The organism is Vibrio sp. PBL-C16 (assembly GCF_034321865.1).
Lineage (GTDB): Bacteria > Pseudomonadota > Gammaproteobacteria > Enterobacterales > Vibrionaceae > Vibrio > Vibrio alginolyticus.
Genome location: NZ_JAXLNY010000001.1, coordinates 897,484 through 910,356, shown reverse-complemented (window position 1 = coordinate 910,356; position 12,873 = coordinate 897,484). Strand labels below are relative to the sequence as shown.

The 12,873-nt window shown below is 43.4% G+C and carries 10 protein-coding genes; 3 read left to right on the top strand and 7 right to left on the bottom strand.

From position 1 onward, the window contains the following. From UQW94_RS03845 to malK, 6 genes are all read right to left on the bottom strand, one after another. A complete protein-coding gene (locus UQW94_RS03845; RefSeq protein WP_267923520.1) occupies nt 1-810 on the bottom strand; it encodes a putative capsular polysaccharide synthesis family protein in 810 nt (269 codons plus the stop codon). Then, nucleotides 788-2,968, bottom strand: a complete 2,181-nt coding sequence (locus UQW94_RS03840) for a GumC family protein (protein ID WP_322142010.1) — start codon at nt 2,966-2,968, stop codon at nt 788-790. The genes UQW94_RS03845 and UQW94_RS03840 overlap by 23 nt, the downstream gene beginning before the upstream one ends. Before the next feature lie 15 nt (nt 2,969-2,983). Continuing rightward, nucleotides 2,984-3,517 carry a polysaccharide biosynthesis/export family protein gene (locus UQW94_RS03835; protein WP_005375265.1) on the bottom strand — a complete coding sequence of 178 codons (534 nt, stop codon included), beginning with the start codon at nt 3,515-3,517 and terminating at the stop codon, nt 2,984-2,986. Between the two features lie 12 nt (nt 3,518-3,529). Continuing rightward, nucleotides 3,530-4,735, bottom strand: a complete 1,206-nt coding sequence (locus tag UQW94_RS03830) for an outer membrane beta-barrel protein (RefSeq protein WP_158173201.1) — start codon at nt 4,733-4,735, stop codon at nt 3,530-3,532. A 10-nt stretch (nt 4,736-4,745) separates the two neighbouring features. Further along, the gene (locus UQW94_RS03825; protein ID WP_322142009.1) at nt 4,746-6,146 is read right to left on the bottom strand and encodes an undecaprenyl-phosphate glucose phosphotransferase; all 1,401 of its coding nucleotides are present in this window, start codon (nt 6,144-6,146) and stop codon (nt 4,746-4,748) included. A 421-nt stretch (nt 6,147-6,567) separates the two neighbouring features. Next, complete coding sequence (gene malK, locus UQW94_RS03820) at nt 6,568-7,686, bottom strand: maltose/maltodextrin ABC transporter ATP-binding protein MalK (RefSeq protein ID WP_005375271.1); 1,119 nt, start codon at nt 7,684-7,686, stop codon at nt 6,568-6,570. A 672-nt stretch (nt 7,687-8,358) separates the two neighbouring features. On the opposite strand from malK, the gene malE reads away from it, so the two are divergent. From malE to malG, 3 genes are all read left to right on the top strand, one after another. Next, on the top strand, nt 8,359-9,537 hold the full coding sequence (gene malE, locus UQW94_RS03815) for a maltose/maltodextrin ABC transporter substrate-binding protein MalE (RefSeq protein ID WP_064369667.1): 1,179 nt from the start codon (nt 8,359-8,361) through the stop codon (nt 9,535-9,537). A 79-nt stretch (nt 9,538-9,616) separates the two neighbouring features. Next, a complete protein-coding gene (gene malF / locus UQW94_RS03810; protein ID WP_005375273.1) occupies nt 9,617-11,191 on the top strand; it encodes a maltose ABC transporter permease MalF in 1,575 nt (524 codons plus the stop codon). 12 nt (nt 11,192-11,203) lie between these two features. Beyond that, complete coding sequence (gene malG / locus UQW94_RS03805) at nt 11,204-12,094, top strand: maltose ABC transporter permease MalG (RefSeq protein WP_005375275.1); 891 nt, start codon at nt 11,204-11,206, stop codon at nt 12,092-12,094. Nucleotides 12,095-12,461: 367 nt separating this feature from the next. Here the strand turns inward: malG and UQW94_RS03800 are convergent, their stop codons facing one another. Continuing rightward, entirely contained in the window at nt 12,462-12,707 is a 246-nt protein-coding gene (locus UQW94_RS03800) for a hypothetical protein (protein WP_005375277.1), read from the bottom strand. Nucleotides 12,708-12,873: the final 166 nt, after the last annotated feature.

The window sequence follows — 12,873 nt, the reverse complement described above, 5'->3', positions numbered from 1 at the left end:
TTAATTGGTCAGATATTGCTGTTTAAGGTCGGTGATTTCTGCATTTGAGAAAAAGTGCTTCGTCAATTTAGAATTCAGCATTTCTTCAACGTACTCGGGTGTAGGTTGAAATTGCGTTTTGAATTCTTTCATTAGTGGCGAGTACCATTTGTTGTCTGATTGATTTTCATAAACAATATCCACGGGGTAACCTAAAAAGTCTTCAACTGCGGAGTTAGCCTTCGTTAGCTTGTCACTTCGAATGACCAACAGTGAGAAGTTATTGTTATGGTATGTTTGATAGCCTACTTCGTGATTAAAAGACTCGTTAAACACATCAATCCCTGTTAGTTGTTTGATCTCGTTGTCAAACCACTGCAGCGCATATTGATGATTCATGTGCTTATCAAATGCTTCTTGGAGTAATTGCGGTCGTTCGGTACGTATTGCGCTGTCATCCTTTAGATATTTGTCCGCCATCCAAAAAGGAAGTGCTTGAAAGAACATTGAGACATTTCGTCCGATCGGTTCACGCACCAGCGAGATAATTCGAACTTTTTTCTTGCGCTTTAACATATGGCTCATCGTTATACGCTTTAGTCGTCGCTTTAACGCATTGATCTGAGGCTTATGCAATTGCGCTCTAACGGGGGATATTTGTTTTTGCGCATCGACGGTCATAAGGTCGTGCAAGTGAATCGAGTCAGGAATGGAATGCTCTAATGCACTCGAACCTACTTTGCCCATTTGATAGATCAATACCGGCTGTTCTTGGCTTTTCAACGTTTGGTACCAAGATAGGTTTACGTTAGTAGGCGTATTTCTGGACATAAAGCGTCTCTCCTTCCTTGGCCTTGGCTTGTGTGATTAAGACGCCAAGAGATGGAACTGAGTGTTGTATTTGTTTAGATAACGCAAGGTTAACCAGTGATGATTTTGTCGATTCTGAGCGAATGACGGTAATCAGACCATTGGCATACTGACCAAGAATAAGTGCGTCACTCACTGACAGTAGTGGAGGTGTATCGATAATGATCCGGTCATACTTATTTTGAAAATGTTCGAGCAACTTTTTAAAGCGATCAGAAGCTAATAATTCCTGTGGGTTTGGCGGAATTAGGCCGGCCGGTAATACATCTAAGTTGGCTTCTTTTATATGTGTAACACAATCTTTGATTGGCGTGTCCATCGTCAGGATATGCGTTAAGCCAGGGCTTGATTCTGCAATACCGAATCGCTTTGCGATGGAAGGTCGACGTAAATCGCAGTCGATGATTAACACCTTTTCCATTTTTGAAAACGACACCGCCATATTGATACTGGTCGATGTTTTTCCTTCTTCTGGAATAGCAGAGGTAAAGGGCAATATCTTTTGCTTCGTGTTGGTTAATCTGAGCAGAAGCGAGGTTCTGACTGAGCGGCAAGCTTCACTAAATAGCTTTTCTTCATCATCTAAATACGCGGTATAACTGACGCCGTTTTTACGCAAATTGTGTTTTTTGACCATAGGAATCACACCTAAACACGTAACACCAAGTTTTTCCTGCACATCGGCTGTGCTTCGGATAACTTCTCGCATCGTTTCTAAGATGATGACCAGAGCGCAAGCAATGGCAAAGCCAAAAAAGGTGGCAATCAGTACCAGTTTGATTCGTTGTGGTGCCACCGGGAACAGAGGAATGATGGCTTTATCAGTAAAGCGAGCCGTGACATTCTTGTAGTCGCTGGTGGCGTTGGTCTCTTTCTCACGATTTAAGAACGCTTCATAGAGTGCCTTATTAGATTCAACCTCGCGTTTTAACTGTTCGTAACGCGCTTTTTGTGACCCTAACGATTGGAAGTCTGACTTTTTGTTATCGAGTTCTGCTCGAAGCATGTCCTCTTGCGCTTTTGCAGCAAGAAGGTCTTGTTGCTTACTGAAGGAAATGTCACGGATGAGTTGCTGGGTTCTTGATTGAATTTCAGCAAGCTGTGCTTTCGCCTGAATCATTCGATCATGTTTAGGTCCGTAGCGCTGTGCCAGTTCAGAGAGATTTTTGGCTGCCTGTGCTTCCGACAATTTTAGATCGCGGATTTGCGCTTGATTAGCGAATTCATCAATTGACAACAAGCTGTCTAAACTTTGCGAAGATTTACGTCGTAACAGTTGGATTAACGTCTGCGCTTCAATACGCTTATTAACAGCGATATTCAGCTTGCGAGTGAGTTCTTCTAGCTCATTTGCGTAAATTTCATCAATACCGTTTATATCGATCAACCCTTCTTTTAACAAGAATTCTTGCAGCGCTTGCTCCGAGTTACGTAATCGCTCCTCCAATTTTTGAGAGTTATTTGTCAACCAAGTAGCCGCATTTTGTGTAACGACCAATTTGGCTTCAAAATTTGCGTCAATATAGGCTTGGCCGACCGCGTTGGCGATTGTCGTAGCAAGCTTAGGATCGGTAGAACGAAAGCGAATTCTGACTAATTGGGTGTTACGTACTGGCTCAATATCGAGTTTACTTCTGAAAGCTTGAAGTGCCTGATAATAGGACTCTGAAAACTGCGCGGTTTCTTTTGGGCTTGGTGCCACATTCAGTAGGTCTTGAACAAAAGGAATCGACTTTATTTGGTCGATTTTTTTATTTAACCCCCCTGAGCTTGTGAATTCAGGTAATTGGGTAAGGTTCAGCTCTCTAATGACCTTATCTGCAATATGATTCGATTTTAAAATGGCGATTTGCGTTTGAAAGTACTCTTTTTTTGTCGTGTCGACGCCATATACTTCCTCGATTGAAAGGGCGCTTTTTTGCTCCTCTTGGATGAGTAGCGTAGCTGTAGCTTGGTATATCGATGCTTTGGAGTAGATATACCAAGTACAAGTTAATGAGAACAGAAGCGTGAATGCTGCGATGCTTAGCCAATTCTTTTTAATCGCTTTGAAGTGATGGCCAAAACGAATCAGTTCTACTTTGTTCATCTGGAGATTATTTGGATGAGTCCCGTTCATTTGATTCCCTGTCACTTAAAAGAAGCTCTGGTCAATAAATACAATGTCACCAGGTTCAACGTTGCGGTGCATACTGACCCCCTCCATCGTTTGACCTGTTTTATGCTTGGTGAGGTTAATGCCTTTGCGTGAGGCTCTGTCGGTCAAGCCACCTGCTAGAGCGATGGCCTTCTCTATGGTTAACCCTGGACGGTACTCGAATCCACCAGGTTTCCTGACTTCTCCATTAACGTAAAACAGACGAAAGTTATTGATGGTGACCATCACTTTTGGATTGATGAGATAATCGCCTTTTAAGCCCGTTTCTATTTCGTACTTGAGTTGTTTTGGTGTTTTTTTGATTGCTTTAATTCGGCCAAGGTAGGGGTAATCAAAGTAGCCATCTGACGTTATTAGAATATTTTTAATCGTAAGATCTTCTTCACCATAGACCTGCACGGAAATGGTATCGCCAGTATCGAGTAAGTAATCTTCCTCGTTTGAGTCAGCGTTGACCAAAGTGCTAAATAGCAACAACGCTACACTCATGAATTTGATGAATGCCTTCATTAATAATCCTTTTTACAGAGAAAACTGTGCGCTTAAAGTCCAAATATTTTGTTCGAAGCTATAACCCGATCGGCTAGAGTTTTTATCTTGGTATTGCCAATCGGCTTGCAGCAGTATCCAACGTTTGATCTGATAATCGATACCAAAAGATAGAGTGTACCGTTCGTCGTTTCTGGAGATTCCCGTGTAATCATCTTGTTGATAAACAGCACCTAAGCGAGTTGCAAGGTAACTATTCCAATCGTGCTTGAGGTTCAGTCGGTAACGAGTTTGTAGGTTGTAATCGCCATCTTGATCGGGGTTAACCGCCGCTTGAGTGGTTTTCACGCTGACTAGAGTTTGTTCTTGAGGCAACCATTCAAAGCCGATATCCCAACTAAAGCCTTTAAATGTCTCTCGTTGAGCGCTGTCAAAATCTTTGATTTGATAACCGAGTCGAGCGATGCCTTTGGTTTTTCCTGTGACTTCCCATTCGGCACCGGTGTAATAGAAACTGGTGTTGTTATCTTTCGATGGCTGCGCAGAATTTCGGTGCTGATACTCGGTTACGATTTGGTTTGTTCCGACTAACCAATAGGTTCTTGGCGTCGCTCTTAAATAGAACTCCAAATGTGCATTGGGAGCTCGAAAATCGTTGTATTTAGTTTTAGCGTTTGGGCGACCAGGCAAGCCGTCACGATAGTTTTGATAGGTTTTATCACTATAGCCTAAACCGAATTCGAGTCTGCCTTTGGCACCGTTAGATCCAAAGACATAATTGGTTTTTACATCGTTACGGTTGAACTCTATTGGTGAGTCGATTGCGCTACCATTACCTTCGGTAATATCTTCTCCTCGAACTTCATGCTGGGCGCGAAAACGGTAATCAACCACTAAACGATGACGATGATTAAATTCGAAAAAGTTGGAAAACTGAAAAGTGTGGTCGTCGAAGTCGTTGCGATCGTCAGATGAAAAGCCAGCTTTTAACTTATATAAAATATCTGCGCGATAGCGATTCCGTTCTATACGTGCTAGTAAGCTTGGTTCTATACCCCAAATATTGACTGACTCTACATTGCCGGATTTTTCCGCTTTATTGATGTTGTCATCTCCCTCGTAGAAAGTTTTTACGAGGGGAATCAACTCTATACCAGACTCGGTTTGGTAAGCCATCGGTTCTGCGAGCAAGTCAGTAGAAAACAGACTCAATGCTATTGCCATTGTCAGTTTCTTCATAATCTCAACCTTAGTAAGCGTTAGCACCAGTGAAGCCTTTGAAAACGGTCATAAAAATGATTTTGATGTCCATCCAAACCGACCAATGGTGGATGTAATCCAAATCAAACTCGACTCTCTTTTCCATTTTTTCTAAGGTGTCGGTTTCGCCGCGATAACCATTAATCTGCGCCCAGCCAGTAATGCCTGGTTTTACTTTGTGACGTAGCATGTAGCGATCCACGATCTGACGGTATTCTTCATTGTGTGCCACGGCATGAGGGCGTGGGCCGACAATAGACATGGTCCCTTGCAGTACATTGATAAATTGAGGTAGTTCGTCCAAAGAGGTGCGACGTAGAAATCCGCCAAAAGGCGTAATACGAGGATCGTTCTTTGTCGCCTGTTTCACGTTGGAACCTTGATCCATGGTTGTCATTGAACGGAACTTCCAGACTTCAATCTTGCGTCCATCAAGACCGTACCGATGTTGTTTAAAGATGATAGGGCCTTTAGACGTTGCCTTAATGCCAATCGCAATGACGAATAGAATAGGGGCGATTAAGACCAAAATAATGCTCGAAAACAAGATGTCTTCAAACCGTTTTACCCAAGAAGAAATTCCAGCAAAAGGTGTATCAAAGACACTTAGTGTTTGAACTTGGCCGATCTGCGCCCAACGAGAATGTAAAAGGTTATAAGTGAAGAAGTCGGGAATCAGATACGTATTTGCGGTGGTATCTGAGAATTGGTTAAGAAGTGACGCAATGCGCTCTTTTGCGTGCATTGGCATCGCGATATAGACGTAATCTACTTCCCCTTTTTTAGCTCGCTCAAGGGCGTGGTCAACAGCTCCTTTAATAGGATAATCAGAATTTGGCAATCTGTCGGAAGATCGTTCGTCGTAAAAGCCATCAAAAAGCACGCCGTGTTCTGTGTGGTTTTGAATTTCGTTAGCTAGGGTAATGCCGTGAGGAGTTTGGCCGATGATGATCGCAGTGCGAGTGTTGAATCCTTTTTTTCTCAAATAGGCTAATCCGGTACGGAATGTTACTCGCCATGCTAAGAGCAGAGCGGGCGTAATCGCAAACCACAGCGCTAAAATTGTGTTATCAAATAAGGTATGGACTTCAGAAAAATACAGCACAATAAAGATAAGTGCAGAAGTCACCGCCCAAGCAATACAGACAATAAACATCTGATCTTTAAACGAACTGGTTCGCCAAGAGCGATACAGATTGCCGCTTTCTGCCATAAATAGAAAGGAGATGCCTCCAACGAAAGCCAATATGACGTAATCTTTCCCCATCGCAGTATTCATGTCTTTGAACACTAAAAGCAGCATAAAAGAGACGATGACAGCAAGATCTGAGATGCGATATAAAAAAGCGAACTCCATCTCATGAGAGCGGATAAGTCCTTTTTGTTTCATGACTCAGTTTCCCTTCTGACACGCTACCGCCCTTGGGTGTCTTCCCCAATTGCCGTGTCGTGAACGTTATTAGTAGTTGGTGCACAGAGCATTCTGTTGAATGCTGCTGAGTTTTTTGTCACGTGTAATTTCGTTGATAAGTGTAAAAATTTGCGTTGTAGAGGTAAGTGGAAATAAGAATGATATTTAGCCCTTTGGCTAAGTTTGGCGGGTTAGGAAAAAGCTGGTACTTACTTATGAGGAATGAGGAAAAGTATTAAAAATGAAGTATCAGTACAAAGACAATGGTTTATGTGAGGGTAGAAGAAACGGGTGATTTGATTCGTTAACGATTAATGATTTAGTATCGAATTGCTGATATTTATTAAGATAAAAAATCCCTCTCAAGTGAGAGGGATTTTTTTGAGTAAGGACGAATGAACTATTCGACTTCTACGCCGTTTTCTTTGTATAGGCGGCGGCATGCGCGACCATCACTGTGGAACAGGTGACAACGATGAGCTGGAATACCGATCTCGATTTTATCGCCAGTGTCGACTGCAAGCGTGTCCGGCTGACGGAAAATAACGTCGGCGTCCGCACCTTCTAGGTTTAGGTATACTTGAGTTTCGTTACCTAGCTTCTCAACAATCATCACTTCACCGTGAATACTTGCATCAGCTTCAGAAGCGGATAATAGGTGCTCAGGGCGAATGCCTAAAGACATTCGGTCGCCGCGGTTAACTGTTGTACCATCCACCGGAATCCAGAAAGATACGCCGTTAGATAGTTGAACTTTGACGCGCTCTGCTTCTACTTCATCAATGAATACGCTCATGAAGTTCATTTTCGGAGAACCGATAAAGCCAGCTACAAAGCGGTTTTGTGGGTAATGGTAAAGCTCAAGCGGCTTACCAACTTGCGATACATAACCGCCGTCTAATACAACGATTTTATCTGCCATTGTCATCGCTTCTACCTGATCGTGCGTTACGTAGATCATGGTACAACCAAGTTGGCGCTGAAGTTTCGTGATTTGTGCACGCATGTTTACACGCAGTGCCGCATCCAAGTTTGATAGTGGCTCGTCTAGAAGGAATACATTTGGCTGCGATACCAATGTTCGGCCAATCGCCACACGTTGACGCTGTCCACCAGAAAGTGCTTTTGGTTGGCGCTCAAGCAAGTGGCCTAGTTGTAGGATTTCTGCTGCTTGTTCAACACGCTTGTCGATTTCTGCTTTGTCTGCTTTTGCTAGTTTCAAGCCAAATGACATGTTGTCATATAAGTTAAGGTGCGGGTAAAGAGCGTAAGACTGGAATACCATACCAACACCACGTTTGGATGGTTCGACGTCATTCATGCGCTGGTCACCAATATACAAATCACCTGAAGTAATGTCTTCAAGACCGGCAATACAACGTAAAAGGGTAGATTTACCACAACCTGATGGACCTACGAAAACAACAAATTCACCTTCGTTGATTGTTAGGTCTACGTTCTTAGAAATCAGTACGTCGCCATACGCTTTACAAACATTTTTTAACGTGACACTCGCCATGTAGCTCGTCCTCGATCAATTTTTTATTATTCACCGCTCATCATTATATGAATTATCTAGCGAGCAGTAACAGTAGGAATCGGTAAGTTCTTGCGGTTGGTAAGAAAAGTAGGGTAGCACTTCAATAAAATGTCCTGAATAGAAGTGCTACCCATCATAGCCAAGTACGAGTTTCTCTCCCCCACATTATTCGTATTGTCTCCCCCGTGAAATAATTACCACAAACAACACTAATAATGACATTCCACTCGTCTGGCAATGCAAAACCAGCAAATCTTTTTCCTAATACGTAGGCACTGCTGGGAAAGGGTTCTTACCATCCACTCTTGGATGACTGCAGTTTCTAAGATTGTGCGTAGTGCGACATCCTCCTAATAGAAATAATTGTAGGGGGAGTAGAAAGGGAGGAGTAAAAAAGGAGGAGGAAGAAAGCAGTTGGTCGGAAATCACATTATTGCACCACCTAAAGTTGAAACCGATCACAGGAACTATCCATTTTGTGATTTGAGTCTCTTACCCTTGGCGATTTAGATCACGAAAATACGTCATAATTGTAAGGGCGTAGGGATTAGGAGGATGAGACATATTGGATTATTTCAGATGATATGTGTCGAAATACGGCTGAACCTCAATGGACTAGCCCTACATCAAAAATATAAAAAGGATACGAACATGAAAAAGTTAAGCGCTGTAGCACTAGGTACTCTTGTTGCTTTGGGTTCTTTTGGTGCTAATGCTGCCATCGAAGAAGGACAACTTACTATCTGGATCAACGGTGATAAAGGCTACAACGGCCTTGCTGAAGTTGGTAAGAAATTTGAAGAAGACACAGGCATTAAAGTGACTGTGGCTCACCCAGATGGCCTTCAAGACAAATTCCCTCAAACTGCAGCGACTGGCGACGGTCCTGATATCGTATTCTGGGCTCACGACCGTTTCGGTGGTTACGCAGAAGCTGGCCTGCTAGCAGAAATTAAACCTTCTAAGAATATTCAAGAAGGTATCGTTGATTTCGCTTGGGATGCAGTACGTTACGACGGCAAATTGATCGGCTATCCAGTTGCGGTTGAGTCTCTATCTCTAATCTACAACAAAGACCTAGTTCCAAACCCACCAAAGTCTTGGGAAGAGGTTGCAGCATTAGATGCAAAACTTAAAAAAGACGGCAAGTCTGCAATCATGTGGAACCTAAAAGAACCGTACTTCACTTGGCCATTAATGGCAGCTGATGGCGGCTACGCGTTCAAATACACTTCTGAAGGTTACGATGTTAAAGACGCTGGTATCGCGAAAGAAGGCGTTAAAGACGCAATGAGCTTCGTAAAAGGCTTAGTTGATAAAGGCGTAATCTCTGCGGATATGGATTACTCAGTGTCTGAGTCTGCGTTCAACCAAGGCAAAACAGCGATGACGATCAACGGTCCATGGTCTTGGGGCAATATTGAGAAGTCTGGCGTTAACTACGGCGTGACTACGCTACCTAAGTTCCAAGGTCAATCTTCTAAGCCATTCGTTGGTGTTCTAACGGCTGGTATCAGCACTGCGTCTCCAAACAAAGATCTAGCAGTTGAGTTCATTGAGAACTACCTACTAACAAACGAAGGCCTACGTATGGTTAACAACGATAAGCCTCTAGGTGCGGTAGCACTTAACTCGTTCCAACGTGAGCTAGATTCAGATACTCGTATCGCAGCAACAATGGACAATGCGATGAACGGCGAAATCATGCCAAATATCCCTCAAATGAACGCATTCTGGGGTGCGGCTAAGAACGCAATCATCAACGTAGTTGACGGTCGTCAAACTGTCGATGCAGCTCTTGCAGATGCAGAAAAACAAATGACTAAATAATTAAGTAAGACCTTTTTAAGGAGGAGGCAACTCCTCCTTACTTTTCTATATTTATTCTATATTCGCTAGCAGGTTCCCTATGCAGTCAGTTCAAGGTACAAATGCTATGACAGCACCAGAAGCCAGCCTTCCGAGCAGCAAAAAAGTGTTCATGAAATGGTCACTTTTAGGCACAGTCGGCATCATCAATGGCTACGCAACAATCCTTATGTATTCTCGCGGTGAGATTGCGTTTGCACTACTTACGCTCATTCTTACCGCTTTAGCGTTGTTCATCTTTGGTAGTAAAAAGACGTACGCACACCGTTACATCTACCCTGGTATAGCAGGGATGATCCTTTTCATTCTTTTTCCTTTGGCGTACACCATAGGTTTGGCGTTTACCAACTATAGCGCGAAGAACCAACTCTCTTTTGATCGCGCTCAGAACGTACTTTTGGACCGAACTTACCAAAGTGGTGATAGCTACCCGTTCACTTTGTATAAAACGGAGCAAGGCCATCAACTTGTGGTTGAAAAAGATGGTGAGCTACTTGCAAGCCCGACTTTTCAGCTTGATAACCTTTCAGCATCGGAGTTTGATCTTTCACCAATTGAAGAAGTAACGGGTGAAAAAGAATCAATCAAGGCGATTGTTAAGAACCGCAGTGCGTTGAGCAGTGTCGATTTACATTTGCCAAGTGGTGATGATATCCGCATGAGTGGGCTGCGCAAATTTGCTGCAGTTGTACCTTTGTACACATTGCAAGAAGATGGTGAAACGCTTTACAACAACCGGACAGAAGAAACGCTACGCCCAAATATGGAAGTAGGTTACTACCAGCCTGTCGATGAAAACGGTCAATTTGTTGGCAGCACAGTGTCACCAGGTTTCGTGGTGAACATTGGTACCCACAACTTTGAGCGTGTTTGGAAAGATGATGGTATCAAAGAGCCGTTTATCAGTATCTTTATCTGGACCATTGTTTTCTCTGCGCTAACCGTATTGTTTACGCTTGTTATTGGTCTTGTCCTTGCCAGTGTGGTTCAGTGGGAAGCACTTAAAGGTCGCTCAGTTTACCGTTTGCTGCTAATCCTGCCTTATGCAGTTCCGGCGTTTATTTCTATCTTGATCTTTAAAGGTTTGTTTAACCAAAGCTTTGGTGAGATCAACATGTTGTTGGAAGGCTTGTTCGGCATTAGCCCGGCTTGGTTCTCTGATCCGTTCATGGCGAAAACCATGATCTTAATTGTTAACACTTGGCTTGGTTTCCCTTACATGATGATTTTGTGTATGGGCTTACTAAAAGCGATTCCAGACGATTTATATGAAGCATCAGCAATTGATGGTGCGAACTTTGTCACGAACTTCACACGTATCACACTACCAATGATGTTGAAACCGTTAACACCATTGTTGATCGCGAGTTTTGCATTTAACTTCAACAACTTCGTACTTATCCAGTTGTTGACTGGCGGTGGTCCAAACATGATTGGTACATCAGAGCCTGCGGGTTACACCGACCTGCTAGTAAGTTACACCTACCGAATCGCATTCGAAGGTGCTGGTGGTCAAGACTTCGGTCTAGCAAGTGCAGTAGCAACGCTTATCTTCCTATTGGTTGGCGCATTGGCACTTATCAACCTACGCGTAACTAAAGTAGCTCAGGACTAAGGAGAAATTACAATGGCAATGGTACAAGGTAAGTCATTAAAGTATCGTGTTTGGGCTACTCATATTGCAATGTGGGCATTCTTGGCACTGATTATTTTCCCTTTACTGATGATCATCGCGATTTCATTCCGTGAAGGTAACTTTGCAACGGGTAGCCTTATCCCAGACAACCCAACACTTGATCACTGGAAATTGGCATTAGGTTTCTCGGTGACTAATCCAGACGGTACAGTTACACCGCCACCATTCCCAGTAATGACATGGTTGTGGAACTCGGTAAAAGTGGGTGGTATTTCTGCAATCCTAATCGTGGCGCTATCAACCACATCGGCTTACGCGTTTGCTCGTATGAAGTTCAAAGGCAAGAACACCATTCTTAAAGCGATGATGATCTTCCAGATGTTCCCTGCGGTGTTGGCACTGGTTGCTCTGTACGCGTTGTTCGACAAACTGGGTCAGTACATTCCTTTCCTTGGTCTGAACACGCATGGCGGTCTGATCTTCGCTTACTTAGGTGGTATCGCACTGCACGTTTGGACCATTAAAGGCTACTTCGAAAGTATTGACTCGTCTCTAGAAGAAGCGGCGGCTCTTGATGGTGCTACACCATGGCAAGCATTCCGTTTGGTATTGCTGCCACTGTCTGTGCCAATCCTAGCGGTAGTCTTCATCTTGTCGTTCATCATGGTAATTGGTGAAGTTCCTGTAGCGTCACTACTGCTTTCTGATGTAGACTCGTACACACTTGCAGTGGGTATGCAGCAATACCTATATCCACAAAACTACTTGTGGGGTGACTTTGCCGCAGCTGCTGTACTTTCAGCAGTGCCAATCACTGCCGTATTCTTACTTGCGCAGCGCTGGTTGGTTGGTGGTCTAACCGCTGGTGGTGTGAAAGGATAATCTCTTGTGGTCTGAGATTGATAAGAATAACTAGAAAAGGGCGACCACATGGTCGCCCTTATACTTAGCACGGATATTACAATTTTGGTTTGGCCGCCGATCAGTAATATCTTGGCTTTTATTGGCGTTACGCATAGCTGGCTGTTAGCTTAGTTCCTTACGATTCAATCACTAACAGTTTTTGTAACCATAACCTGAGTTTAGACTCAGGTTTTTTTATGCCTGTTAAAGGCAATTTTGCAATAAGTAGATAGAGATTAGCGGCTTTGCAATGGATTACACAGGGCTTGAATAATGCCCTGCGTAGCACTTCACATAAATAACTAGAGCTTAGTAAAAAGCTAAATTGAGGTAGGGAAGGAAGAGATTAAAACTCTCGGCTGGAAGGTGCGCATCCAACGTATTGAAGCAGCGTGTACAAGCTTTCTTGCTGCAGTGCGACGCGACGAAATAGATTAGCAAAGGTAACGTCACCGCCAAAGCAAGTTTGAATGTAATGATTAATTTCTGTTTCGTTATACCCCTCGACGTACATGGTTCTCACCCACTGGTACTCGACCGCTTTTAAATTGGTCAACGTCTCTTCACTTAAGGTCGTTTCTTTTAGTCTCAAGATCCAAACTCTATCCAACTCTAAAATAATGGATGGATTTAAGCAAAGCTAGGTGAAGGATTTATGACAGAGAAGGGCGAGCGTGAAACAAATGGCAAAACCATGATGTTGCTCCACACTCTGGGTCTAGGTAACGTTGAGGTACTTAATAGCGTTCTTAACGGAT